The 25,243-nt window shown below is 74.3% G+C and carries 23 protein-coding genes and 1 rRNA gene; 7 read left to right on the forward strand and 17 right to left on the reverse strand.

All coding sequences use genetic code 11. The features are described 5' to 3' along the window. Nucleotides 1-172: 172 nt before the first annotated feature. Together ACH499_RS32490 and ACH499_RS32495 are read right to left on the reverse strand one after the other, a co-directional pair. On the reverse strand, nucleotides 173-808 hold the full coding sequence (locus ACH499_RS32490) for an NUDIX hydrolase (RefSeq protein ID WP_356204557.1): 636 nt from the start codon (nucleotides 806-808) through the stop codon (nucleotides 173-175). Nucleotides 809-893: 85 nt separating this feature from the next. After that, a complete protein-coding gene (locus ACH499_RS32495; RefSeq protein WP_399020403.1) occupies nucleotides 894-2,543 on the reverse strand; it encodes a CTP synthase in 1,650 nt (549 codons plus the stop codon). Nucleotides 2,544-3,078: 535 nt separating this feature from the next. On the opposite strand from ACH499_RS32495, the gene ACH499_RS32500 reads away from it, so the two are divergent. Continuing rightward, nucleotides 3,079-4,881, forward strand: a complete 1,803-nt coding sequence (locus ACH499_RS32500) for a glycoside hydrolase family 15 protein (protein ID WP_356204738.1) — start codon at nucleotides 3,079-3,081, stop codon at nucleotides 4,879-4,881. Between the two features lie 132 nt (nucleotides 4,882-5,013). Next, nucleotides 5,014-6,642, forward strand: coding sequence for a PucR family transcriptional regulator (locus ACH499_RS32505; RefSeq protein ID WP_399020405.1), 1,629 nt, complete (start codon nucleotides 5,014-5,016; stop codon nucleotides 6,640-6,642). Nucleotides 6,643-6,651: 9 nt separating this feature from the next. Here the strand turns inward: ACH499_RS32505 and ACH499_RS32510 are convergent, their stop codons facing one another. From ACH499_RS32510 to ACH499_RS32530, 5 genes are all read right to left on the reverse strand, one after another. After that, on the reverse strand, nucleotides 6,652-7,800 hold the full coding sequence (locus tag ACH499_RS32510) for a glycosyltransferase family 4 protein (RefSeq protein WP_356204551.1): 1,149 nt from the start codon (nucleotides 7,798-7,800) through the stop codon (nucleotides 6,652-6,654). Between the two features lie 180 nt (nucleotides 7,801-7,980). Beyond that, nucleotides 7,981-8,745: a hypothetical protein gene (locus ACH499_RS32515; RefSeq protein WP_399020408.1), complete on the reverse strand. Its 765-nt coding sequence runs from the start codon at nucleotides 8,743-8,745 to the stop codon at nucleotides 7,981-7,983. Between the two features lie 59 nt (nucleotides 8,746-8,804). Further along, the gene (locus tag ACH499_RS32520) at nucleotides 8,805-9,230 is read right to left on the reverse strand and encodes an STAS domain-containing protein (protein ID WP_356204548.1); all 426 of its coding nucleotides are present in this window, start codon (nucleotides 9,228-9,230) and stop codon (nucleotides 8,805-8,807) included. Next, nucleotides 9,227-10,354 carry a B12-binding domain-containing protein gene (locus tag ACH499_RS32525; protein WP_399020410.1) on the reverse strand — a complete coding sequence of 376 codons (1,128 nt, stop codon included), beginning with the start codon at nucleotides 10,352-10,354 and terminating at the stop codon, nucleotides 9,227-9,229. The genes ACH499_RS32520 and ACH499_RS32525 overlap by 4 nt, the downstream gene beginning before the upstream one ends. Beyond that, nucleotides 10,351-12,012: a PP2C family protein-serine/threonine phosphatase gene (locus tag ACH499_RS32530; RefSeq protein ID WP_399020412.1), complete on the reverse strand. Its 1,662-nt coding sequence runs from the start codon at nucleotides 12,010-12,012 to the stop codon at nucleotides 10,351-10,353. Before ACH499_RS32530 ends, ACH499_RS32525 begins: the two co-directional genes overlap by 4 nt. Before the next feature lie 165 nt (nucleotides 12,013-12,177). On the opposite strand from ACH499_RS32530, the gene ACH499_RS32535 reads away from it, so the two are divergent. Both ACH499_RS32535 and ACH499_RS32540 read left to right on the forward strand, forming a co-directional pair. Continuing rightward, entirely contained in the window at nucleotides 12,178-12,552 is a 375-nt protein-coding gene (locus tag ACH499_RS32535; protein ID WP_399020414.1) for an STAS domain-containing protein, read from the forward strand. 55 nt (nucleotides 12,553-12,607) lie between these two features. Continuing rightward, on the forward strand, nucleotides 12,608-13,027 hold the full coding sequence (locus ACH499_RS32540) for an ATP-binding protein (RefSeq protein ID WP_399020416.1): 420 nt from the start codon (nucleotides 12,608-12,610) through the stop codon (nucleotides 13,025-13,027). A 132-nt stretch (nucleotides 13,028-13,159) separates the two neighbouring features. On the opposite strand, the gene recN is transcribed toward ACH499_RS32540, so the two are convergent. The 4 genes from recN to ACH499_RS32560 form a co-directional block, all read right to left on the reverse strand. Beyond that, a complete protein-coding gene (recN, locus tag ACH499_RS32545; protein WP_356204735.1) occupies nucleotides 13,160-14,878 on the reverse strand; it encodes a DNA repair protein RecN in 1,719 nt (572 codons plus the stop codon). A 195-nt stretch (nucleotides 14,879-15,073) separates the two neighbouring features. After that, on the reverse strand, nucleotides 15,074-15,979 hold the full coding sequence (locus ACH499_RS32550) for an NAD kinase (RefSeq protein ID WP_356204543.1): 906 nt from the start codon (nucleotides 15,977-15,979) through the stop codon (nucleotides 15,074-15,076). Further along, nucleotides 15,976-16,791 (reverse strand): hemolysin, encoded by an 816-nt coding sequence (locus ACH499_RS32555; RefSeq protein ID WP_356204541.1) that lies wholly within the window; start codon nucleotides 16,789-16,791, stop codon nucleotides 15,976-15,978. Before ACH499_RS32555 ends, ACH499_RS32550 begins: the two co-directional genes overlap by 4 nt. Before the next feature lie 7 nt (nucleotides 16,792-16,798). Next, on the reverse strand, nucleotides 16,799-17,131 hold the full coding sequence (locus tag ACH499_RS32560; RefSeq protein WP_399020419.1) for a hypothetical protein: 333 nt from the start codon (nucleotides 17,129-17,131) through the stop codon (nucleotides 16,799-16,801). A 42-nt stretch (nucleotides 17,132-17,173) separates the two neighbouring features. On the opposite strand from ACH499_RS32560, the gene ACH499_RS32565 reads away from it, so the two are divergent. Further along, a complete protein-coding gene (locus tag ACH499_RS32565; protein WP_356204537.1) occupies nucleotides 17,174-17,521 on the forward strand; it encodes a sterol-binding protein in 348 nt (115 codons plus the stop codon). Here ACH499_RS32565 and ACH499_RS32570 read toward each other — a convergent pair. The 4 genes from ACH499_RS32570 to ACH499_RS32585 all read right to left on the reverse strand — a co-directional run bounded on the left by ACH499_RS32570 (nucleotide 17,505) and on the right by ACH499_RS32585 (nucleotide 21,593). After that, on the reverse strand, nucleotides 17,505-18,392 hold the full coding sequence (locus ACH499_RS32570; protein WP_356204535.1) for an ABC transporter ATP-binding protein: 888 nt from the start codon (nucleotides 18,390-18,392) through the stop codon (nucleotides 17,505-17,507). The genes ACH499_RS32565 and ACH499_RS32570 overlap by 17 nt on opposite strands. Beyond that, complete coding sequence (locus ACH499_RS32575) at nucleotides 18,389-19,426, reverse strand: iron chelate uptake ABC transporter family permease subunit (RefSeq protein WP_356204533.1); 1,038 nt, start codon at nucleotides 19,424-19,426, stop codon at nucleotides 18,389-18,391. The genes ACH499_RS32570 and ACH499_RS32575 overlap by 4 nt, the downstream gene beginning before the upstream one ends. Further along, complete coding sequence (locus tag ACH499_RS32580; RefSeq protein WP_356204532.1) at nucleotides 19,423-20,466, reverse strand: iron chelate uptake ABC transporter family permease subunit; 1,044 nt, start codon at nucleotides 20,464-20,466, stop codon at nucleotides 19,423-19,425. The genes ACH499_RS32575 and ACH499_RS32580 overlap by 4 nt, the downstream gene beginning before the upstream one ends. A gap of 95 nt (nucleotides 20,467-20,561) precedes the next feature. Then, nucleotides 20,562-21,593: an HAD-IIA family hydrolase gene (locus ACH499_RS32585; RefSeq protein ID WP_399020422.1), complete on the reverse strand. Its 1,032-nt coding sequence runs from the start codon at nucleotides 21,591-21,593 to the stop codon at nucleotides 20,562-20,564. 72 nt (nucleotides 21,594-21,665) lie between these two features. Between ACH499_RS32585 and ACH499_RS32590 the strand changes: the two genes are divergently transcribed. Next, a complete protein-coding gene (locus ACH499_RS32590; protein ID WP_356204528.1) occupies nucleotides 21,666-22,958 on the forward strand; it encodes a DUF1015 domain-containing protein in 1,293 nt (430 codons plus the stop codon). 79 nt (nucleotides 22,959-23,037) lie between these two features. Here the strand turns inward: ACH499_RS32590 and ACH499_RS32595 are convergent, their stop codons facing one another. Further along, nucleotides 23,038-23,805: a hypothetical protein gene (locus ACH499_RS32595; RefSeq protein WP_356204733.1), complete on the reverse strand. Its 768-nt coding sequence runs from the start codon at nucleotides 23,803-23,805 to the stop codon at nucleotides 23,038-23,040. 573 nt (nucleotides 23,806-24,378) lie between these two features. On the opposite strand from ACH499_RS32595, the gene ACH499_RS32600 reads away from it, so the two are divergent. Further along, entirely contained in the window at nucleotides 24,379-25,014 is a 636-nt protein-coding gene (locus tag ACH499_RS32600; RefSeq protein WP_399020428.1) for a hypothetical protein, read from the forward strand. Nucleotides 25,015-25,151: 137 nt separating this feature from the next. Here the strand turns inward: ACH499_RS32600 and rrf are convergent. Next, nucleotides 25,152-25,243, reverse strand: a 5S ribosomal RNA gene (rrf, locus tag ACH499_RS32605); the annotation flags it as partial.

A 25,243-nucleotide genomic window follows, 5' to 3' on the forward strand; every position in this document is an offset into this window, starting at 1 on the left:
GGGGCGGGAGCGGGGCCCACGGCCCACGGTCGCTCGGTGCCCTACGGGCCCGTGAGCCGGGCCTCGCGCCTCGGCCGGGGTGTTCGGACCGGGCGCCTCCGGGCTCGGACGCCCCGGAACCGGACACCGTGGAGCCGGACACCACGGGCCCGGACACCGCGGTCCTCGGGCCTCAGGCCTCGAAGGGGCGGGCCGGCCACGGCGCCTCGGCCGGGCGCAGGGCGTCCAGGCCGTCGCCCCGCTCGGCCGCGACCAGCGAGAGCACGCCCACGACGAGGCAGTTGTTGTGCAGGTCGCCGGCGAGCACTCCACGGACCAGGTCCGCGACGGGCACCCGCGCCAGCTCCATGTCGGCCTCTTCGTCCTCGACCTCGAAGCGCTCGCCGTCGGCCTCGGACAGGTTCCGGGCGAGGAAGATCCGCACGGCCTCGTCGCAGCCGCCGGGGGTGGTGTAGACGTCGGTCAGCACCCGCCAGTCCTCGGCCTTGACGTGCGCCTCCTCGTACAGCTCGCGCTGGGCGGCGCGCAGCGGGTTCTCGCCGGGCACGTCGAGCAGGCCCGCCGGGATCTCCCACAGCTTCTCGCGCACCGGGTGCCGGTACTGGCGCAGGACCAGCGCCCGGCCCTCGTCGTCCAGGGCGAGGACGGCCACGGAACCGGGGTGGACCTGGTAGTCGCGGCTCGCCACGGATCCGTCGGGCATGACCACCTCGTCCGTGCGGACGGAGGTCTTCTTGCCCCGGAAGGGGATCTCCGTCGCCCGGACCTCCCACTCCTCGGGGGTGTCCTTGATGGTCGTGCCCGTCATGCCCTGTCCTTCCAGACGCAACGCGAAGATGGCCGGGACGCGCCCCGTCGGAAGGACGCGTCCCGGCCACCGTACAACTGCTCTGCTACTTGGCGGTCTTCCGCTCGACGGCCGCCTTGACCAGCCCGGCGAACAGCGGGTGCGGGCGGGTCGGGCGCGAACGCAGCTCCGGGTGCGCCTGGGTGGCGACCAGGTAGGGGTGGACGTCGCGCGGGTACTCGACGTACTCGACGAGCTTGCCGTCCGGGGAGGTGCCCGAGAAGACGATGCCGGCCTTCTTCTCCAGCTCCGCGCGGTAGGCGTTGTTCACCTCGTAGCGGTGGCGGTGCCGCTCCTCGACGTACTCCTTGCCGTCGTAGACCTCGCGCACGATGGAGCCCTCGGCCAGCTTGGCCGGGTACATGCCGAGCCGCATGGTGCCGCCCATGTCGCCCTCGCCGGCCACGATGTCGAGCTGCTCGGCCATCGTGGAGATGACCGGGTGGCCGGTGGCCGGGTCGAACTCGGTGGAGTTGGCGTCCGCGATGTCCGCGAGGTTGCGGGCGGCCTCGATCACGATGCACTGCAGGCCGAGGCAGAGGCCGAGCAGCGGGATCTTGTTCTCGCGGGCGTAGCGGATGGCGCCGACCTTGCCGAGCACACCGCGGTCGCCGAAGCCGCCCGGGATGCAGATGGCGTCCACGTCGCCGAGCTGCGCCTTGGCGCCGGCCGGGGTCTTGCAGTCGTCGGACGTGACCCACTTGATCTTCACGCGGGCCCGGTTGGCGAAGCCGCCGGCGCGCAGCGCCTCGGTGACCGAGAGGTAGGCGTCGGGCAGGTCGATGTACTTGCCGACCAGGGCCATGACGATCTCGTGCTCGGGGTTGTGGACCCGGTCGAGCAGGTCGTCCCAGGTCGTCCAGTCCACGTCGCGGAAGGGCAGGTCGAGCTTGCGGACGACGTAGGCGTCCAGGCCCTCGGCGTGGATGACCTTGGGGATGTCGTAGATCGAGCGGGCGTCGGGGCAGGCCACGACGGCGTCCTCGTCGACGTCGCACATCAGCGAGATCTTGCGCTTGATGGCGGTCGGGACCTCGCGGTCGCAGCGCAGCACGATGGCGTCCGGCTGGATACCGATGTTGCGCAGGGCGGCGACGCTGTGCTGGGTCGGCTTGGTCTTCAGCTCGCCCGAGGGGCCGATGTAGGGCAGCAGCGAGATGTGCACCACGAAGACGTTGTCCCGGCCGACCTCGTGGCGGACCTGGCGGACGGTCTCCAGGAACGGCAGCGACTCGATGTCGCCGACCGTCCCGCCGACCTCGGTGATCACGACGTCGACCTCGTCCGTCGCCATGCGGCGGATGCGGTGCTTGATCTCGTTGGTGATGTGCGGGATGACCTGCACCGTGTCGCCGAGGTACTCGCCGCGCCGTTCCTTGGCGATCACCGTCGAGTAGACCTGACCCGTGGTGACATTGGCGGAGCCGTCGAGGTCGCGGTCGAGGAAACGCTCGTAGTGGCCGATGTCCAGGTCGGTCTCGGCACCGTCGTTGGTGACGAAGACCTCACCGTGCTGGAAGGGGTTCATCGTGCCGGGGTCGACGTTCAGGTACGGGTCGAGCTTCTGCATCACGACGCGCAGACCGCGGGCCTTGAGCAGCATGCCGAGGCTGGAGGCGGTCAGCCCCTTGCCGAGCGAGGAGGCGACACCCCCGGTGACGAAGATGTGCTTGGTCGTCGAGGATTTGGGCGGCATGGCCAAGAGGGGGCTCCCGTGGTCGCGGTCTGGGGTGCGCTGCGCTCGTCGGCCGGCCCGGTCGTCCCGGGTCGTCGTCGGCGGCGCCGTCGCTGCGGTTCCGGGGTTTTTCTCCCACCGGTCCACGGGCTACCAGCGTATCAGCGCCGGAGAGCGACGGCTTCCGGCCACGCTCCGCGCACGCGCCGACACGGAGGCGAGCGGTGCGCGGGGGTCACACCCGGCGGCCACCCGTTCGGCGGAATCCTGTTCTCCGGACCGGCACACAGATCATCTGCATGCGTCGTATCCTGCTCGGACGTTCGCTGCCGAGCCAGCCCAAGGCGTCACGGCACCACCCCCCGTCCGTCGGCGCCGGAACAACAAGAGCTCGTCAGTTCGTTGAGCAACAATTGTCGTTTGCGGCAACAGCGTTTGGCCCCAGGGCCCGACCGCTGCTTTGCTTCATCGCTCAACGACGCATCACAACCCCCCCTTGACCGCACTAGCGACCGCCCCCACGCGGGGTGACGTGGCCGTTCGACTGGAGTTGCACGTGGCCGGGCGCATCGAAGACTACGCACTCATCGGAGACATGCAGACCGCTGCCCTGGTCTGCCGGGACGGGACAGTCGACTGGCTGTGCCTGCCCCGCTTCGACTCGCACGCCATCTTCGCCGGTCTGCTGGGCACCGAGGAACACGGCTTCTGGCGGCTCGGCCCCGCCTTCGCGCCCGGTACCGTGCCGCCCCCCGCCGCCCGGCGCGGCTACCGCGGCGACTCCCTGATCCTGGAATCCGAGTGGGACACCCCGCGCGGCACGGTCCGCGTGACCGATTTCATGCCGCCCCGTGACGGCGCCCCCCAGCTCATCCGGATCGTGGAGGGCGTCTCCGGCCGGGTGCCGATGCGCTCCGAGCTGCGGATGCGGTTCAGCTACGGCCGGGTCGTGCCGTGGGTGCACAAGCACGAGGGCCGCACCGTGGCCGTCGCCGGGCCCGACTCCGTGTGGTTCGACACAGAGGCCGAGACCTACGGCAAGGCGCTGACGACGTACGCGGACTTCACGGTCGCTCCCGGTGACCGGATCGCCTTCACCATCTCGTGGGAGCCCTCGCACAAGCAGCCCCCGCCGCTGCCGGAGCCCGAGCAGTCGCTGGAGGCGACCGAGGACTTCTGGCGCGAGTGGGTCGAGCACTGCACGTACCACGGTCCCTACCGCGAGGCGGTGGTCCGCTCCCTGATCACGCTGAAGGCGCTGACGTACGCCCCGACCGGCGGCATCGTCGCCGCGCCCACCACCTCCCTGCCCGAGGAGATCGGCGGCGTCCGCAACTGGGACTACCGCTACACGTGGCTGCGCGACGCGGCGATCACGCTGTCCTCGCTGCTGCGCACCGGGTACCGCGAGGAGGCCCGCGCCTGGCGCGAGTGGCTGCTGCGGGCGGTCGCCGGCGACCCGGAGAACCTGCAGATCATGTACGGCATCGCGGGCGAGCGCGAGCTGGGCGAGGCGGAGCTGGACTGGCTGCCGGGCTACGAGGGCTCCACCCCGGTCCGGGTCGGCAACGGCGCGGCCCACCAGCTCCAGCTCGACGTCTACGGCGAGGTCACCGAGGCCCTGCACCTGGCCCACATGACGGGCCTGTCCCGCAACGACTACGCCTCACTGCTCCAGATCAAGCTGATCCGCTACCTGGAGGACCACTGGCAGGAACCGGACGAGGGCATCTGGGAGGTGCGCGGCCCGCGCCGGCACTTCGTGCACTCCAAGGTGATGGCCTGGGTCGCCGTCGACCGCACCATCAAGCTGATCGAGTCCGGCGACGCCGACGGCCCGCTGGAGCGCTGGAAGCGGCTCCGCGACGACATCCACCGGGACGTGTGCGAGAAGGGTTACGACAAGGAGCGCAACACCTTCACGCAGTCCTACGGCTCCGAGGAGCTGGACGCCTCGCTGCTGCTGATTCCGCAGATGGGCTTCCTGCCGCCGGACGACAAGCGGGTCATCGGCACCATCGAGGCGATCCAGCGGGAGCTGTCCACGTCGGACGGGTTCATCCTGCGCTACCCGACGGACGGCAAGGAGGCGGGCGTCGACGGCCTGCCGGGCGACGAGGGCGCCTTCCTCGCCTGCTCGTTCTGGATGGCCGACGACCTGGCGATGATCGGCCGGGTCGACGAGGCCCGGAGGCTGTTCGAGAAGCTGCTGTCCCTGCGCAACGACCTGGGTCTGCTCGCCGAGGAGTGGGACCCGCGCCTCCAGCGCCAGGTCGGCAACTTCCCGCAGGCCTTCAGCCACGTCCCCCTCATCGACACGGCCCTCAGGCTCACGGCGAGCGGCGCCTACGGGGGCTGAGCGCCCGCGAGCGCGCGGCTCCCGGCAGTGCCGGGCCGCGCGCCCACCCGCGCACCCGCCCGCGCCGGGACCCGGAGAGCACCGGGTGCCCGGCGTTACCGCCCGGCCGCGCCCCCGGGTACCGTCCGCTCCATGAAGAGCGCACCCCCGTCCACGGGCATCACCGTGCAGCGCGCCCTGGAGCTCCCCGGCCTGCGCAGCGGCCTCCCGGAGACCGTCGCCGGAGCCGACCACCTGCACCGCACCGTCCGCTGGGTGCACGCCGGCGAGGTACCCAACATCGCCTCCCTCCTCAAGGGCGGCGAACTCCTCCTCACCACGGGCTACGGCCTCGGAACCCGCCCCGCCGAGCAGCGGGCCTTCGTGCGCACCCTCGCCGAGCGCGGCATCGCCGCCCTCGTCGTGGAACTCGGGCCCCGCTTCGCGCGGCTGCCCGCGGCCCTGGTCGACACCGCCCGCGCCACGGGTCTCCCCCTGGTCCAGCTCCACCGCGAAGTGCCGTTCGTGACCGTCACCGAGGAGATCCACACCGAGATCGTCAACGGCCACTACGCGCTGCTCCAGCGGGCGGAGGAGGTGCACCGCCGCTGCACGGAGGCCCTCCTCGGCGGCGGCGGGGTTCCCCAGGTGCTCGGCATCCTCGCCGACTTCGGCGACAACCCGGTCTTCCTGGAGACCACCGACGGCCGTCTGCTCTACGCCGCCGGCTCCGGACCCGAGGGCGCCGACCCGCTCCAGGTCTGGGAGGGCCTGCGCGGCCCGCACAAGGACGCCCCTCCCCCGGCGGGCTCCGCCCTGGTGGACGTGCCCGGCGGCGGCCCCGGCGCCGGGTCCGTGCGCGCCCGGCTCGTCCTGCTGCCCGTACGGTCACCGCTGGGCCCGGTGCACCGCATGGCGGCGGAGCGGGCGGCCGGCATCCTCGCCGTGGTGCTGATGCAGGCCCGGCAGGAGGAGGAGCTGGCGGCGCGCGGGCGCGGCGACTTCCTCACCGACCTCGCCGAGGGCCGGATCACCGCGGAGGACGCCCCGGCGCAGGCCCGCGTCCTCGGTTTCAAGCCCGGCTCCAGCCCCCTGCTGCCGGTCGTGATGCGGCTCGGCGACACCCTCGCCCCCTCCGGCGGCGGCTGGGCGGTGCTGGCGCGGGCGGTCGCGGAGGAACTGTCGTCGGTCGGCGTGCCCGTCCTGCTGGGCGTGCGGCCCGTGGAGGGACGGGTGCCGCTCCTGCTGGGCCTGCGCTCGGAGTCGGAACGCGCGGCGGTCGCCGACCGGGTCGCGGCGGCGCTGCGGGCGGGCGTCGAGCGGGCCGGGATGCAGCGGCCGGGGAGCCGGCCGCCGGTCGTGGTCGTGGGGGTGGCGGGCGGCTGGGCGGCGGCCTCCGCGGGGCTCCGGCACGCGGCGGAGACGGCCGCGGCGGCGCAGGGCCTCAGCGACCGGCCGTGGTACGACGCCCGGCGCCTCGACATCGATCTGCTGCTGTGGCGGCTGCGCGACCATCCGGACCTGGCCGCGTTCGTCGACCGGGCGATCGGCCCCCTGCGGGACCACGACAGCCGCTCCAAGCCGCCGCTGCTGCCCACCCTCCAGACGTACCTGGCGCACGCGGGCCGCAAGGCGGAGACGGCGCGCGAACTCCATCTGAACCGGCAGACGCTCTACAACCGGCTCGCGCGGATCGGGGAGTTGCTGGGCACGGACCTCGACGACCCGCACACCGTCCTGGCGTTGAGCCTCGCCCTGCGGGCACGCCGGCACGTGACGTAGCGCGGGGGCCTAGAGGAGCGGCAGGGGGCGCGTCAGCTCGTCGTAGACGCTGAGGACCTGGGCGACGGTCTCGTCCTCGGTCGGCCAGGTGGCCGCCTGCCGGGCTCCCCTGTCCCGCAGCGCCTCGCGCCGGGCGGGGTCGCCGAGCAGCCCGGAGACGGCCTCGGCGAGGGCCTCGGCGTCCCCGCGCGGGACGAGTTCGGCGCCGTCGCCGACGAGTTCGGGGATGCCGCCGGTCGCGCTCGCCACGAGCGGCACGCGCGCGTGGAGGGCCTCCTGGGCGAGCACGGAGCGCCCCGCCTCCCGGCGGCTCGGCAGCAGCGCGAGGTCGGCCGCCGCGAGCAGGTCGGTCACATCGTCCCTGCGGCCGATGAGCACCACCGGCAGTTCCTCGTCCTCGATCCGCCGCTGCAACTCCCCGCGCAGCGGGCCCTCTCCGGCGACGACGACCAGCGGCACGGGGTCGAGCAGGCGCCAGGTGCGCGCGGCGTCGAGCAGGACGTCGTACCCCCGGTGCGGGTCCAGGGAGCCGACCGCGATCAGCAACGGGCGCCCCACGGCGCCGAGTTCGGCCCGGGTCTTGGCGCGCAGCAGGTCGGGGTCGTCGGGGGCGGCGGCCGGGCGGGGGCGGCCGGGCAGGGCCACGGGTCCCAGCCTGGCGTCGCGTGCGCCGGTGAGCCGGGCCCGGTCGACCAGGTCCGAGGTGGCCCCGAGTACGACGCCGGCCGCGCGCATCACCCGTCGCTCCAGGACCCGCACCAGACGGGCCTGCGCTCCCTCGGCGTGGGCCCGGTCGTGCCAGGTGACGACGAGCGGGGTGCGGGCCCGGCGTCCGCCGAGGGCCAGCACGGCGCGGAAGGAGGCGTGCAGTCCGTGGGCGTGCACGAGGTCGGCGTCGGCGCACACCGCCCGCAGCGCCGCCACGGAGACGGGGTCGCTGCTGCGCGGCACGTGCGCGTGGTCGGCCCCGGCGCCCGTGAAGTCGTAGGTGCGTTCCGCCTCGGCGGGGGCGCACACCGTGACCTTCACGCCCCGTGCGACGAGCCCCGCGGCCAGTGAGCGCACGTGCGCGCTGCTGCCGGCGTTGCCTCCGCCCAGCACCTGCACGGTGCGCAGCGGCGACCGGCCGAGCGGAGAGTGGCTGCTCACGGGGGTCACGTGGCCGGGGACTCCTGGTTCGGCGGGCGGACGGTCACGAAGAACGTACAGAAGGACGGTGCGGGGAGGGCGCGCGGATTTCCTGCGCGTTGCCCCGTCAAGGATGCCAGCACGTACGGGTGTTCCGGGAACGACGGCTCACGCGGGCTTGCGACTTGGGCGGCAACGGGACGGAGCCGTTCACTCGCACGAGTGGCGCGCCCACGCGGTCACCCGGTCTCCGCAGGCCGCGGCGGCCACCAGCGCGACGGCGTGCGCGGCGAGTCCCGCACGGCCGTTGCCGGCCACGACCGCGGCGCCCAGGGCCGCGCCCAGCGCGTGCGCCCCGGTGTCGCCGAGCATGGTGCGCCCGGCGAGGTCGTCGGGGAGCACGGCCGCGGCGGCCCCCATCGCGGCGGCGGCCGTCTCCGCCCCGGGGCCCGGCCGCAGCAGGCCCGGCGCCCCGAGCGCGAGGACCGCGGCTGCGGCCCTGCCGGGGCGTACGTCCACGAGGTTGACGAAGTGCGCCGCACCGGCGACGACCACACCCGCGAGCACCTTGTCGAGCGGCCGTTGCTTCATCGCCGCCCCGGCGGCGAGCCCGGCCGCGCCGATCCCGAACAGCTTCACGGCGCCGCTGGTGACCTCGCCGTCCCGCAACGCCGCCAGATGGGCCCGGAAGCCGCGCCGCGGGTCGTGGACGGCCGTCACGTCGTCGTAGGCGCCCGCGGCCCCGGCGGCGAGCACCGCCAGTCCCGCCGCGGGCCGCACCCGCCCGGCCCCCACGGCCGCCGCCACGGCGGTCGCGGGCCCGGCGTACAGGCCGGCTCTCCGCCCGGCGTGGGTGTCGCGCTCCCAGCGTTCCCGGCCGCCCGGCGCCGTGGCCCGCAGCGCGGCGAGGGCGGTCCCGGCGACGGCGGCGGCGAGGGCGAAGGAGACGCCGGACCGGCGGCTGGAGTTGATCATCCGGCCACCCTACGGCCCGGCGGACGGCGTGACGGCGGTCCCGCGGACCACCGCCGGGGTCACGGCCGCTTGTCGGACAGGACCTGCCCGTCGGGCAGGGGGCCCCGGCCCGATCCGTCCGCGTCCGGTGGCGCCGAGGGCTCGGCGGGCGCCACGGGGGAGAAGAGGTCCCAGGTGCCGGTGATCTCCAGCAGGCGGCCGAGGAAGTCGGGCCGGTTCTCCAGGCGCAGCGCGGCACCGGCGTCGGCGGCGATCCGTTCGGCCATCAGCAGCGTGGACAGCCCCATGGAGTCGCACGTGGTGAGCCGTCCGCAGTCCAGGAGCAGCGCACGGGGCACCGGAGCGGCCGTCAGGACGTCCCGCGCGGCGTGGAGCAACTCGTCGGCGCTGTCGTAGTCGAGGTCACCGCTGAGCCGCAGCAGCACCGTGCCGGTGTCCGGACGGCTGACGGTGAGGTGGAAGTCGTTCTCGTGAGGCGTAGTCATGCGGGGGTTCCGGGGCCGGGAACGGGGGGACGGGGATCGCGGGCTTCGAGTGCGGCGCGCCCCCGTGTCAGCAGGCGCAGGGCACGGGGGAAGTCCTTGAGTTCCTCCGCGAGGCAGGCCAGCGCGGGGAGCAGGGCCGCGGCGGGAACGCCCCGCACCTGGAGGATGTCGGCGGTCCACTCGAGGAAGTCGGTGAACAACGGCACGTCGTCGACGTAGAGGGCGGCGGACAGGAAGTCGACGACGTGGGCCACGTCCTCGGCGGTGCGGTCCCGCTGGGCCTGTGTGTAGGACCGCATCGCCGGCAGGCGTTCCTCCAGCGCGGCCAGGGTGGCCCTGACCAGCCGCGCCTTGTCGCCGGCGACGAACGTGTACTCCTGGTCGCTCAGGTGGGGCAGGTCGTCGGCCGGCAGGTGCACGGCGCCGGTCGTACGCCGGGTGAGCCCGCCCGCGAGGATCGCCGCGGCGGAGCGTGCGTCCGGCGCCCAGGCGTCCGCGCCCAGCAGGCGGGCGTGGCGGCCGTCCGTGCCGAAGGCGGCGCCGCCGGCCAGGACGGGCACGCCGACGGCCTGGACCGCGGTGACGGCCGCGTGCGCGGTGGGCAGCCGCGTGGGAAGCGACGAGGAGAGGGCGAGGGCGTCGGGGGCGGTGTGATGCATGTGCGCCACCAGGTGCGGGGTGGGCACCTGGGCGCCGAGGAAGTCGACCTCGTGCCCCCGGCCGCGCAGCACCTCGGCGAGTATCCGCGCGGGCAGGGCGTGCCACTCCCCGTCCACGCAGGCCACGGTCACGGTGCGGACCGCACCCGGCGCGGGAACGGCCGGGCCGGCCTCCCGGTGGGCCATGGCGGCGATGATCCGGTCGTGGATGGCGGTGGCGGCGTGCTCCTGCGCCACACCGATGCGCCCCGCGGCCCATTCCGTGCCCACCCTGACCTGCACGGGCACGATGAGGTCGAGCAGCGCCTCCTCGGTGGAGAGGCCGTCGTCCAGCGCGCCGAGGACGACGCGGCCGGCCGCGCGCTCGTCGCGGTCGGTCACCGCCCGCCACAGTGCGGTACGGAGGTCGGCGAGGGGCCGGGGGGTCCGGTTGTCCGACGCGATGTCGGTGTCCGTGGGTATCACGCCGTGTACCTGCCCGGTGTGCGGCCGTCCACGGGGGTGAGGTGTGCCGACTGGGGCGCGGTGATCGCCAGCAGGGCCATGTCGTCGTGCCGGCCGGCGCCGATCCACTCGGCGGCGAGCAGTTGGACGCGTTCGACGACGGCCTCGGCGGGCATCCCGGCGCAGTCGGCCACGGCCGCCCGCAGCCGCTCCTCCCCGAACATGACGTCGCCCAGCGGACCGCCCCTGGCCTCGGTGATGCCGTCGGTGAACATCAGGCACGTCTCGCCCGGGGCCAGGTCGACGTGCGCGGTGCGCGCCCTGACGCGGGGAAGGGCGCCGATGAGCGTCCCGGACGTCTCGGCCTCCTCGACGCTTCCGTCGTGCCGCACGATCAGCGGCGGCGGGTGGCCTGCGCTGGTCAGCCGCAGGCGGACCCGACCGCCGCGACGGGCGACGGAGGCCAGGACGAGGGTCGCGAACCGGGTGTGCCGGCTGTTGAGGAGCGCGCCGTTGAGGAGGCGCAGCATGTTCTCGTGGTCGTCCGCCATGGGCAGCAGGGCCTGCAGCGTGTTGCGGATCTTGCCGGTGAGGACGGCTGCGTCCAGTCCCTTGCCGCACACGTCGCCGAGGATGGCGAGCGTCTCCCGGCCGGGCTCGTCCGCGGGGTGGACGTCGTAGAAGTCGCCCCCGATCCGCTCGGTGTCCCTCGACGCGCGGTAGCCGCCGGCGAACTCCACGCCGTGCACCTGCCGCAGCGCGGGCGGCAGCAGGTCGGCCATGAGGGTGGCGGTGATGTCCGCCTGCTCCGAGTACAGCCGGGCCGCCGAGAGCGCGGACCCGGCCCGGGCGGCGAACAGCCGGGCGAAGACCTCCTCCGAGGCGTCGAACGCCGCGTGGTCGCTGCGCCGCAGCAGGATCAGCGCGCCGGCCGGTACGCCGTGCCCCGGCAGCGGGCAGACGACGACCGACCCCACCGGGCCGCCGAAGCCCTCGGGCACCGCCCAGGCCGGCAGGGCGGCGGGGTCGATCCACCTCGACGGCACCGGCGGGAAACCCTGGAGCGCCTCGCCGAGGCCGGGCACCGACGACGGGTCGATGCGGGCGGTGAGGTGCCTGGGCGCGTCACCGCCCACGCCGGCGGCGAGCGGGTACTGCCGCCCGTTCGCGGGGGCCACGAGGAGCGCCGCGTCGGCCAGGTGCTCGGCCGCCAGTCGTACGGTGACCTCCATGCACCGCTGGACGTTCAGCGACGCCGGCAGCCGGGTGGAGGTCTCGGCGAGGAAGGCGGTCCGCTCCTGCTCGTCCCGCAGCTCGCTCTGCGCGAGCAGCCGGGCGGTGTCGTCGACCAGCCACCACACGATGTTGCCGTCGGCTCCCGGTGTGGGGTGGGCCGTCAGCGTCGTGTCATCGTGACGGCCGGTGACCGGTGGCGCCGGGGAACCGAGGTCGCTGCCGGCGGTGCGCCGGTGGGCGTCGGCGAGCCAGGCCGGTGCCACCTCGTCCAGGTCCGCCCCGCCGGCCGCGCCCGGGAAGAGCGCGGCCGCCGCGGTGTTCACCTCCACGACGGTGCCGCCGGCGTCGGCGACGACGACCGGGTACGGTGCGCGCATCCAGGCGGCGCCGATGCTCGGGGGCGAACCGTGCGGCTGCGCCGAGGTGCCCTGAAAAATCGTCATATCCGGAGACCGCACGCGAGGGGTCTCGTCACCTTCCTGAAAGACACGCTCCGCCCCACCATGTCCCAACACCGCCGTGCACAACAACCCGTCCTCCCCGCCACGGCGGGCCATGCGTGCCGGCCGGGCCGTCGCCCGGCCGCTCCGGCCTGCCACAATGCCCTGATGGACAAGGTCCCGGAAGTGCAGACAAGCGAGTCGGACGGCATCCGCACCGTGACCGTCGGCGGCGAGTTCGACCCGGACACGATCGGTCTCCTCTCCGGGACGCTCCTGCCCGTGCCCGAGGGCTGCGCCGGTACGGTGCTGGACCTGGCCGACGTCCTCTTCGCCGACTCGGCCTTCCTGCACCTCCTGCTGCGGGCCCGGCAGGAGCACGCCTCGGTCGGCGTCCCCCTGGTCCTCGCCCGGCCGAGCACGGCCGTGTCGCGCCTGCTGGACGTCACGGACACCGCCCGCGCCTTCACGCTCGCCCCCTCCGTGCCGGCCGCCGCGGCGGACATCCGGACCACGGGGAGCCGCGGGCCCGCGCCGCGGTGACGGGCACCGCAGTGCGCGTCGCGGACGCACGGACGCCGCACGAGAGGGCGGACGCGTGACGGAGGGAACCACAGCGGCACACGGCACGGCCGGCGCGCCGCCGCCGCCCGCCTCGGCCGCCGCGGCGCGCGCCCTGGTCCGGCAGGTGCTCGCCGACCCCCCGGTGCCGCTGTCCAGGACGGCGGCGAACGACATGCTGCTGGTCACCTCCGAGCTGGTGACCAACGCGTTCAGGCACGGCGGCGGCCTCACCGCGTTCCGTGTCACGCCGGAGGCCCACGGGCTGCGCATCGCGGTCACCGACCGCTCCCCCACGCCTCCCGTCGCCCGTGCGCCGGGGGACGGCCCCCGGGGCAGGCCGGGGGGCTTCGGCTGGCCGCTCGTCCAGCGGCTCAGCCGGTCGGTCACCATCACCCCGGCACCCGCGGGCAAGACGATAGAGGCCGTGGTGGCCTACGGGACCGCGGCCGGCTGAACCCCGCTCCGGCTCGGCACCCGCGCCGGCGTCTCCTGCGGCGCACGGCCGCGGCCGACCCCGGACCACGGCCGCCGACCCGGCGTACGCCACCACGGGGTCCGCGCACCGCTGCTCCCGCCGGCCCCGCGCCTACGCGTCCGCCCTGGCCGTCGCCAGCAGCTCCTCGGCATGGGCGCGGGCCGTCTGCGAGTCCTCCTGTCCGGCGAGCATCCGGGACAGCTCCCTGATCCGCTCCTCGCCCTCCAGGACCTTCACACCCGAGCGGGTCACCGAGCCGTCGTTCGTCTTCTCCACCAGCAGCTGCCGGTCGGCGAACGCGGCCACCTGCGGAAGATGCGTGACCACGACGACCTGCGCGGTCTTCGCCAGCCGCGCCAGACGCCGGCCGATCTCCACCGCGGCCTTGCCGCCGACCCCGGCGTCGACCTCGTCGAAGAGGTACGTCGGCACCGGGTCGGTCCCCGCGAAGACGACCTCCACGGCCAGCATCACGCGCGACAGCTCACCGCCGGAGGCGCCCTTGGCGATGGGCCGCGGCGGCGCCCCCGGGTGCGGGGCGAGCAGCAGCTCCACCTCGTCGGCGCCGGACGGCCCGTAGGCGACCGTCCGCCCGCCGACCTCGACGCCCTCCGGGTCCTCGGTCTGCCGGATCTCGAAGGACACCCGCGCGTGGGGCATGGCCAGCGAGGCCAGCTCGGCGGTGACCGCGGCGGCGAACCGTTCGGCGGCCTCCGTGCGCGCGTCGGTCAACGCCTGGGCCAGCCCGCCCAGTTCCGTCCTCAGCGCGTCCCGCTCGACGGTCAGCTCGCCGATCCGCTCGTCGTCGCCGTCCAGCTCGGTCAGCCGCGCCGCGCTCCGCTCCGCCCACGCCAGCACGGCGTCGACGTCCTCGCCGTACTTGCGGGTCAGCGCGGTGAGCGCGGCGCGCCGCTCCTCGACCGCCGCCAGCCGCAGCGGATCGGCGTCCAGGTCGTCGGCGTATCCGGCCAGCTCACCGGCCACGTCGCGCAGCAGGATCCCGACCTCGCCGATCCGCTCGGCGAGCGCGGCCAGCGCCGGGTCGTGCGAGCGTACGGCGTCCAGGGCCCGCTGGGCGCCCGCGACGAGCGTCGCCGCGTCCACACCCTCGGGGTCCTCCGGGTTGCCCGCGAGAGCGGCGTGCGCGACCGTGGCGGCCGACGCCAGCGCCTCGGCGTGGCCCAGCCGCTCGGCCTCCTCCGCCAGCTCCGCGTCCTCGCCGGCGCGCGGTTCGACGGCGGCGATCTCGTCGAGGCCGTAGCGCAGCAGATCGGCCTCCTGGGCGCGCTCACGCGCCCGCGTGGTGATCTCCTCCAGCTCCGCGGTGACGGCCCGCAGCCGGCGGTAGGCCTCGCCGTACTTGGCGAGCGGCACCGCGACGGCGTCCCCGGCGTACCGGTCCAGCGCCTGCCGCTGCCGGGACTGCTTGAGCAGCCCCTGCTGGTCGGTCTGGCCGTGCACGGCCACCAGCTCGTCCGCCAGCTCGGCCAGCATCCCGACGGGCACGGACCGTCCGCCCAGGTGCGCCCGCGAGCGTCCTTCGGCGGACACGGTACGGCTGATCAGCAGGGCTCCGTCGTCCAGCTCCGCCCCGGCCTCCTCGGCCCGTACGGCCGCGGCGGCGTCGCCGGGTACGGCGATCCGTCCCTCGACGACCGCGTTCTTGGCCCCGATCCGCACCAGCGCCGCGTCCGCGCGCCCGCCCAGGAGCAGCCCGAGGCTGGTGACCACCATGGTCTTGCCCGCGCCCGTCTCACCGGTGACAGCGGTGAATCCGGGCGACAGCTCGACAACGGCGTCGTCGATGACCCCGAGCGACCGTATCCGCATCTCCTCCAACACGCACCCGACCTTACGAGGTCGGGGCCGGGGAGCGCACACAGGCCGTCCATGTCACCCCGGGGAGCGGGGACCGCCCAGGGCGCCGGGCTGTGCCGGAGCACGGCGTGGACGTGTGGCCGCGGCCGGCCGCGGCCCGGGGGCACCCGCGCCCGCCGTCGCCGGGAAATCACCCCATCGGGTCCGCTAGTGCGGCGCCCCTCGCCACCCGGACACCGGCAGCGCGAACTTCGCCACCAGCCGGTCGGTGAACGAGGCGTGGTGCAGCCGGGCGAGCCGCACCGGCACCGCTCCCCGCCGCACCTCCACCCGCGCCCCCGGCGGCAGCTCCACGGTCCGCCGCCCGTCGCACCACAGCACGCCCGGCGGGATGTGCGGCAGCACCTCCACCACGAGCACCGAGTCGGGCGAGGTCACCAGGGGCTTGGCGAACAGTGCGTGCGCGCTGATCGGCACCATCAGCAGCGCCTCGACCTCGGGCCACACCACCGGCCCGCCGGCCGAGAAGGCGTACGCCGTCGATCCGGTCGGCGTCGACAGGACGATGCCGTCGCAGCCGAACCCGGTCACCGGCCGCCCGTCGATCTCCAGCACGACCTCGAGGAGCTTCTCGGCGCCGGCCTTCTGCACGGCGGCCTCGTTGAGCGCCCAGTCGGTGTGCACGACGTCGCCGTTGCGGTGCACGACGACGTCGACGGTCATCCGTTCCTCGACGTCGTAGGCCCGGTTCACCACCCGGTCGACGACCTTGTCGAGGTCGTCCCGCTCGGCCTCCGCGAGGAACCCGACCCGGCCCAGGTTGACGCCGAGCATCGGCACCCCTGAGGCTCGGGCGAACTCGGCGCCGCGCAGCAGCGTCCCGTCACCGCCCAGCACGATCAGCAGCTCGCACCCGTCGAGGCACTGCGGGGTGGCCTCCCCGACCAGCTCGACCTCGTCCGGCAGCGGCAGGTCGCGCGCCTCGGCCGCCAGGACGCGGACACCGAGTCCGGCCAGCAGCAGGCCCTTGACCACGAGCTCGGCGCTGCGCACGGCCGCCGGGCGCCCGGTGTGGGCGAGCAGGAAAACAGTACGAGCTCGGTTCTGTGTCAACGCGGCCCCTCCGCCACTGCACGGTCAACGTCGGCCGGGTCCAGTTCGTCGGCCCCGGCCCGCAGCCACAGAAAGTACTCGACATTGCCGGAGGGACCGGGCAGCGGACTGGCGGTGACCCCCTTCACACCGAGCCCTAGTTCCCACGCCCGGCGGGCGACGCCCCGTACGGCCTCGGCCCGCAGTTCCGCGCTGCGCACCACTCCCCCGCTGCCCAGGCGCTCCTTGCCCACCTCGAACTGCGGTTTCACCATCATCACCAGGTCGGCGTCCGGCCGCGTGCACCGCACCAGGGCGGGCAGCACCAGCCCGAGCGGGATGAAGGACAGATCGCCCACGACCAGGTCCACGGGTTCGCCGTCGATCGCCTCCGGCGTCAACTCGCGTACGTTCGTGCGGTCCTTGACGGTGACGCGGTCGTCCTGCTGGAGGGACCAGGCGAGTTGTCCGTAGCCGACGTCCACGGCGACGACGTGCGCGGCGCCGGCCCGCAGGAGGACGTCGGTGAAGCCTCCGGTGGAGGCGCCCGCGTCGAGCGCGCGCCGGCCCTCGACGACCAGGCCCAACGGGACGAAGGCCGCCAGGGCGCCGGCCAGCTTGTGGCCGCCCCGCGAGACGTAGTCGGGGTCGCTGTCGTCGGCGCTCACCACGATCGCGGCGGCGGTCTCCACCTGGGTGGCGGGCTTGGTGGCGACGGTCTTGCCGACGCTCACCCGGCCCGCGGCGATCAGCGCGCTGGCGTGTTCGCGCGAGCGCGCCAGCTTGCGGCGGACCAGCTCCGCGTCGAGACGGCGGCGTGCGACTCCTGCCACGTTCGGTTCAGCTCCTGCGGTCGTACGGTGATGGCGCGGGGGGCGCCGGGAGTCCCGGGCGGGCGTCGAGCGCGGTGAGCGCGTCGCGCAGCCCCCTGTGTACATCCTCGTACACCTCGATGTGGCCGTCCGTGGTGAGGTGGTCGGCGTCCGCCAGCCGCCGCAGCCGGTCGTCCACCCCGGCGTCGCCGGTGGGGGCGCGGGGTACGCCGAGGGGAGCGGGGCCGGCGGGGGCGTGCGCGGCCTCGGCCTCCCGGGGTTCCGCCTCGGCCCGGGCCCGCGGGGGCTCCGTCCCGGTCTCCGGCTCCTGGGCCCCGGCCCGGGGGACTGCGTCGTTCATGCCCCGACGCTACCGCGAACGCCTGCGGTACGGTCGGTCCCGATGGCGACGACTGAGGAGTGCCGTGCGGCACTCGAGAAGCTTTCGGAGAACATGCGCGGCGCCGAAGGGGACGTGCGGTCGGCCACCGAGCTGGACCGCTCGGTGAGCTGTCACATCACCGACCTGGACGTCACCTTCGCCGGGCGCATGGCCGACCGGCGGATCGACGTGCGCGAGACCCTGGAGGGCCCGCCGCGCGAGAGGGCCGAGATCAGGCTGGCGATGACCGGCGACGACCTGGTGGCCCTGGTCGACGGCGAGCTGAACTTCGCCAAGGCCTGGGGTTCGGGCCGGGTGAGGCTGGAGGCGGGCCTGCGCGACCTGTTCCGGCTCAGGAAGCTTCTGTAGCCGCCACCTTTTCGCGTCCCGCGCCCGCGGCGACACGTGCCTTGCGCGCGGCCGGCACCACCAGCGGCGTACCCGTCTCCGGGTCCTCGATGATCTGGCAGCGCAGCCCGAAGACCTCCTCGACCAGTTCGGCCGTGACGATGTCGTTCGGCGCGCCCTCGGCGATCACCTTGCCGCCGCGCAGGGCGATGAGGTGCGTGGCGTAGCGGGCGGCGTGGTTGAGGTCGTGCAGGACGGCCACGAGGGTGCGCCCCCGCGTCTCGTGGAGTTCCGCGCACAGGTCGAGGACGTCGATCTGGTGCTGGATGTCCAGGTACGTGGTCGGCTCGTCGAGCAGCAGCAGCGGGGTCTGCTGGGCGAGCGCCATGGCGATCCACACGCGCTGGCGCTGTCCGCCGGAGAGCTCGTCGACGTAGCGGTCGGCGAGTTCCGAGACGCCGGTCTGGGCCATGGACTCCTGGACGACGCGCTCGTCCTCGTCGGACCACTGGCGCAGGATGCCCTGGTGCGGGTAACGGCCGCGGCCCACCAGGTCGCCGACGGTGATGCCGTCGGGTGCGACGGAGGACTGGGGCAGCAGTCCGAGGGTCCGCGCGACCCGCTTGGCCGGCATCGACTGGATGACCGACCCGTCCAGCAGCACCCTTCCCCGGGCGGGCTTGAGCATCCGTGACAGGGCGCGCAGCAGGGTGGACTTGCCGCAGGCGTTGGGGCCGACGATCACGGTGAAGGAATTGTCGGGTATCTCCACCGACAGTTGCTCGGCGATGACCCGCTGGTCGTAGGCGAGGGTGACGTTCTCGGCGGACAGACGGTTCACGTTGCTCCTTCGGTTGTTCGGCCCGCCGGAGGCGGTGGTGCGGGCGCTCATATCCGGCCAGCCCTGCGCTCGGTGACCAGCAGCCAGAGCAGGTAGACGCCGCCGAGGACGCCGGTGACCACGCCCACGGGGAGCTGGTCCGCGCCGAAGGCCCGCTGCGAGACCCAGTCCGCGCCGACCAGCAGGGCGGCGCCCATGCACAGCGACGGCAGCAGGTTGGGGCCGGGCGAGCGGGTCAGGCGCCGGGCGAGCTGCGGCGCCGTGAGGGCGACGAAGCCGACCGGTCCGGCGGCGGCGGTCGCGGCGGCGGTGAGCAGCACGGCGGCCACCATGAGCAGCATCCGCACCCGCTCGACACGCACCCCGAGGGCGTACGAGATGTCGTCGCCCATCTCCATCAGGCGCAGTGCGCGCCCGTTGGCGAGGACGAGCGGCACGAGCACCGCGCACATCGCCAGCAGGGGCCAGACCTGGGCCCAGTCGCGGCCGTCGAGGGAGCCGGTCATCCAGACGACGGCGCGGGCGGCGTCGACGATGTCGGCCCGGGTCATCAGATAGCCGTTGACCGCCGTGACGATCGCGGACATGCCGATACCGACCAGCACCAGCCGGTACCCGTGCACGCCCCGCTTCCAGGCGAGCACGTAGATGCCGAAACCGGTCACCAGGCCGCCCGCGAGCGCGCCGAGGGTGACCTGGGCGGCGGTGCCGGAGAACAGGACGATGACCACCAGGGCGCCGGCCGTGGCGCCCTGCCCGAGGCCGAGCACGTCCGGACTGCCCAGCGGATTGCGCGAGATGGCCTGGAACAGCGCACCGCCCAGTCCGAGCGCGGCACCGACCAGCAGCCCCACCAGGACCCGCGGCAGCCGCAGTTCGTTGACGACGAACTCCTGGCCGGCGTTCCCGCCTCCGGCCAGGGTCTTCAGCACGTCCCCGGTCGACATGGCGAAGTCGCCGGTGCCGATCAGCACGACGCTCGCGGCGAGCGCGACGGCCAGCAGGAGGACGACGACGACCACGGCCCGGACGTCGACGCGCAGCGAGAGGCCCCCCGGGCCCCGTACGGCTCGGTTGGTCTTCACAGCTGTGCCGTCCTCCGCCGTCGTACGAGAAAGATGAAGACCGGCCCGCCGAGGACCGCGGTGACGATGCCGACCTGGAGCTCCGAGGGCCGCGCCACGATCCGGCCGAGGACGTCCGCGCCGAGCAGCAGCACGGGCGACAGGATCGCGGCGTACGGCAGGATCCAGCGCAGGTCCGGTCCGGTGAAGGAGCGCACGATGTGCGGGACCATCAGACCGACGAAAACGATCGGACCGCAGGCGGCGGTCGCGGCCCCGCACAGCACGGTGGCGGCGAGCATGGAAAGCGCCCGGGTGCGGTTCAGGTGGGCGCCGAGGGCCCTGGCGGTGTCGTCGCCCATCTCCATGGCGTTGAGCGGGCGGGCGAGCGCGAGGGCGAGGACCGTGCCCGTCACGAAGAAGGGCAGCACCTCCCGCAGCGTCTCGTTCGTCGCCGACGACAGCGAACCGACCGTCCAGAAGCGCATCCGGCCCAGCGCCGCGTCGTCCATGATCATCACGGCCTGGAGGTAACCGAAGAGCGCGGCGCTGATCGCCGTGCCGGCCAGCACCAGCCGCACCGGTGTGGCTCCCCGGCTGCCGCCCAGGAACCAGACCAGCGCGCCGACCCCGGCCGCGCCCGCGAAGGCGAACCAGACGTATCCGCTCAGCGAGGTGACGCCGAAGAAGGTGATGGCCGTGACGACCGCGGCGGAGGCGCCCGCGTTGATGCCGAGCAGGCCGGGGTCGGCCAGCGGATTGCGGGTGAGGGCCTGGAGCACCGCACCGGCGAGACCGAGCGCGGCGCCGGCCAGCAGGCCGAGCACGGTCCGCGACAGCCGCTCGCCCACCACGACGTCGCCGTAGGTGCCGGAGTCGTGGAACAGGCCGTGCCAGACCTGCGCCAGCGACAGGTCCTTCGCGCCGACCGCGATGCTCGCCATCGCGACGAGCGCCAGGACCGCCACGGAGACGGGCAACCCAACGGCACGGAGCGCGCGGCGCTTCGGGGGCGCGGGAGCGGTCTCCGCGCGCTGTTCGGGGGGACTGTCGACCAACACGGCAGTTAGGTTAGCCTACCCTGCCATTCGATCACGATCCCCTGGACGCCGTGACGGCTCCGCCGCCCGGCCGGGCGCGCGCACGCCGCTTCGGCTCACAGCCCCAGCCGCGCCAGCGCCTTGTCCGTGTCCAGCTCGCATCCGCTGTCGCCGGCCGCCGTCCAGGCCGCCGCGCACAGTGCCCGCAGCCCGTCCAGCGCCTCGCCGTCGCCCTCCAGCTCCAGCCGCTCGCGTCCGGCGCTCGCCGTCCAGCCGCCGCAGCGGAATCCGCCGTCCTCGTCGCCCGTGACCTCCGGCTGCCCGGTGAGCAGTCCGCGCAGGTCGGCGTCGACGTACGTGGGCCGGTGCCGCGGAGGCGCGGCCAGGAGCCGGGCGCCGTCGGTGACGCCGGTCAGGACGAGCAGCGAGTCGACGCCGCCGTTGAACGCGCCCTCGATGTCGGTGTCCAGACGGTCCCCCACCACCAGGGGCCGCTCGGCGCCGGTGCGCAGGATCGTCTCCCGGTGCATGGGGGGCAGCGGCTTCCCGGCGACCTGGGGGTCGGCGCCGGTGGCGATCCGCACGACCTCCACCGCGGCGCCGTTGCCCGGCGCGATGCCGCGGGCGCCCGGGATGGTCAGGTCGGTGTTGGAGGCGTACCAGGGCACTCCGCGGGCGACGGCGTAGCACGCCTCGGCGAACCGTCCCCAGGGCAGCTCGGGCCCGCCGTATCCCTGGACGACGGCCGCCGGGTCGTCGTCCGCCGACTCGACGGGCACGAGCCCGCGCTCCCGCAGCGCGACCCGCAGTCCCTCGCCGCCGATCACCAGCACCCGCGCGCCCGCCGGCACCTGGTCGGCGATCAGCCGCGCCACCGCCTGCGCCGACGTGATGACGTCGTCCGCGCCCGCCGGTACGCCCAGCTCGGTAAGGTGCGCGGCCACCGCGTCGGGGGTCCGGAGCGCGTTGTTGGTGACGTACGCCAGGTGCATCCCGCCCGTCCGGGCCGCGGCCAGGGACTCCACCGCGTACGCGATCGCGTCGCCCCCCGCGTAGACGACGCCGTCCAGGTCGAGCAGCGCCGTGTCGTACGCCTCGCTCAGGTTCCGCCCACTGGCCCCGGGCCTCGTCCTGACGCTCCGGCTCATTGCGCATCGCTCCTCATCAGACGCCTTTCCCCCGATCATCCCCCATGCCGCGGACACACGTACGATGCCGGGATGAATACTGCCGGTCCCCCGGAAGCAACGGCGCGCCGGGGCCTGGAACTCACCCCGTTCCGAGGCCTTCGATACGACCCCGACCGGGTCGGCAGCCTGGCCGCCGTGACGTCCCCTCCGTACGACGTCGTGGTCCGCCCCGACGGTCTGATCCACCTCGAGTCCGCCGACCCGTACAACATCGTCCGGCTGATCCTGCCCCAGGCCGCCACGCCGACGGCCCGCAACGAGCAGGCGGCACGGACGCTGCGCCGCTGGCGCTCGGAGCGCGTCCTGACCGCGGATCCGGAGCCGGGCCTGTACGTCTACGAACAGCGCGACGGTGCCGGTCTGCTCCAGCGCGGCATCATCGGGGCCCTGCTGGTGTCCGATCCCGCGGACCAGGTGGTCCTGCCGCACGAGGACGTGATGCCGCATGTCGTCGCCGACCGCGCGGCCCTGATGCGGGCGACGTCGGCGAACCTCGAACCGCTGCTGCTGACCTACCGGGGCAACGGGGAGACGGCGGCGACGACCACCGTCGTGGAACGCGCCGCCGAACGGCCGCCGCTCCTGTCGACGACCACGGAGGACGGCTTCTCGCACCGCCTGTGGTCGCTGACCGATCCGGACGACGTGGCCCGCGTCCGGACGGAACTCGCCGGGCACCAGGCCCTGATCGCCGACGGCCACCACCGCTGGGCGACGTACCGCATGCTCCGCGCCGAGCACCCCTCGCCGAGCCCCTGGGACCACGGACTGGTCCTGCTCGTCGACACGGCCCGGTATCCGCTGCGGGTCCGCGCCATCCACCGGTTGCTGCACGGCCTGCCGGTGAGTGACGCGGTCGCGGCCCTGGACGGCCGCTTCCGCGTCCGCCGCCTGGAGACGCCCCTGGCCGAGGCCATGGACGCCCTGGCGGAGGCGGCCGGCGCGGGCAACGCGTTCCTGCTGGCGGGGGACGGCGCCTTCCACCTCGTCGACCGGCCGGACGCCGACCTGCTGGCCCGCACGGTGCCGGCCGACCGGCCCGAGGCGTGGCGGACCCTGGACGCGACGGTCCTGCACGCCACGCTCCTGGCCCACGTCTGGCACGTCCCGGAGGACTCGGCGGCGCACGTCTCCTACATCCACGACACGGCTGCCACGGTGGAGAAGGCCGAACGCGACGGCGGTACGGCCGTACTGATGCACCCCGTGCACGAGGAGGTGGTCCGCGACCTCGCCCGACAGGGTGTCACCATGCCCCGCAAGTCGACGTCGTTCGGCCCGAAGCCGGCCTCGGGGCTGGTGCTGCGCGCGCTGGACCTGTGAGACGGAACGACGAAGGGGCGGGACCGTGTGCCGGTCCCGCCCCTTCGTCCTCTTCGTCTTCGTCCTGCCGTCGCGGACGTCAGTCCTTGTCGCCGTCCTCGGCGTCCTCGGCGTCCTTGCCGTCCTGGACCTCCTCGGTGGCCCCGGCGTCCTCGTCGCTCTCGCGCTCGTCCAGGGCGTCCGTGAACTGCACCCCGTCCAGCTCGGCGAGGCGGTCGGAGGCGTCGGTGCTGCCGTCCCGGTCGGACTCCACGGCCTTGGCGAACCACTCCCGCGCCTCACGCTCACGGCCGGCGGCCAGCAGCGCGTCGGCGTAGGCGTACCGCAGGCGCGCGGTCCACGGCTGTACGGAGCTGGAGGCCAGCTCGGGGCTCTGCAGCGTCACGATGGCCGCGTCGAGCTGCCCCATGTCACGCCGGGCGCCGGCCGCCACGAGCCGCATCTCGACCTGGCCGGCCTTGTCCAGCTTCTGCACCTCGGGGGCGCCGGCCATGTCCAGTGCCTTCTCCGGCCGTCCGAGTCCGCGCTCGCAGTCGGCCATGACGGGCCACAGGTCCACGGAGCCGGTCATGCGCCGGGCGGCCCGGAACTCGGCCAGCGCCTCAGCGTACTTCTGGTTGGCGTACGCGGCGAAGCCGCCCGCCTCCCGCACGGCGGCGACCCGCGACGCGAGCCGCAGCGCGACCTTGGAGTAGCCGTACGCCGCCTCGGGGTCCTCGTCGAGCAGCCGGGCCACCATCACCAGGTTCCTGGCGACGTCGTCCGCGAGCGTCTTGGGCAGGCTCTGCAGCTCCTGCCGCACGTCCTTGTCGATCTCCTCGCCGGTGACGTCGTCCGGGATCGGCAGCCGCTTGATCGGCTCGCGGTCGCGGTCGCGCTCCTCGCGGAACCGCCCGCCGCCGCCCTGCCGGTCGTCGCGCCCACGGAAGCCACCGGGCCGCCCGCCACGGTCGTCACGCCGGGGCCCACGCCCACCGCGGTCGTCACGGCCCCGGAACCCACCGCGGTCGTCACGGCGGTCGTCACGCCGGCCGAAGCCGCCCCGCTCGCCACGGTTGTCGTCACGGCGGAAGGAGGGACGGTCACCACGGTCGTCGCGGCGGAAGGAGGGGCGGTCACCGCGGTCGTCACGACGGTCGTCCCGTCGCTCGTCGCGGCGGAAGGAGGGACGTTCCCCACGGTCGTCACGACGGAAGGACGGCCTGTCCCCACGATCGCCACGGTCATCGCGGCGGAAGGAGGGGCGGTCACCACGGTCGTCACGACGGTCGTCCCGTCGCTCGTCGCGGCGGAAGGACGGCCTGTCCCCACGGTCACCGCGATCGTCACGGCGGAAGGAGGGGCGGTCACCACGGTCGTCGCGGCGGAACCCGCGGTCGCCGCCGTCACGGTCCTCACGGCGGAAGCCACGGTCGTCCCGGTGGTCCCGGCGGAAGCCACGGTCACGGTCACGGTCGTCCCTGCGCCCGTATCCGGCACCACGGTTGTCGTCACGACGGAAGCCGCCACGGTCGTCCCGTCGCTCGTCGCGGCGGTCGTCCCGGCGGTCGTCGCGGTGGAAGCCACCGCGCTGTCCCCGGTCGTCGCCCCGGCGGTCGTCGCGGCGGTCGTCACGCCGGCCGAAGCCGCCCCGCTCGCCACGGTTGTCGTCACGGCGGAAGGAGGGGCGGTCCCCGCGGTCGTCACGACGGAAGGACGGCCGGTCGCCTCGGTCGTCACGCCGGTCGTCGCGGCGGAAACCGCGGTCGCCGCCGTCACGGTCGTCGCGGCGCGGACCCCGGTCGCGGTCGTCCCTGCGCCCGTATCCGGCACTGCGGTTGTCGTCACGACGGAAGCCGCCACGGTCGTCCCGTCGCTCGTCACGGCGGTCACCGCGCCGGTCGTCGCGACGGAAGCCACCGCGATCGCGGTCGCCGGCCTCCCGCCGGAAGCTGCCGCCACGGTCGTCGCGGCGGAAACCGCCGCGGTCCCCGCGCTGACCACCGCGGTCCCCACCGTCCCGTCGCCGCTGGTCGCGCTCCGGTCGATCGCCGGGAGAGTTGGTGGACATCGGTGACTCCTGTCTTCGGTACCGCAAAGTCATTCTCGCGCAACCGGGTACCCGGCACGCTCCTGGTTGTGCTTGGTCCAGAAAAACGAAAGGACCCCTGGTCCCAGCTGAACGCTGGTGACCAGGGGTCCTTCCCAAAGATTGTTCGGCGGCGTCCTACTCTCCCACAGGGTCCCCCCTGCAGTACCATCGGCGCTGTAAGGCTTAGCTTCCGGGTTCGGAATGTAACCGGGCG

This window comes from Streptomyces sp. NPDC018947 (genome assembly GCF_044390505.1).
Lineage (GTDB): Bacteria > Actinomycetota > Actinomycetes > Streptomycetales > Streptomycetaceae > Streptomyces.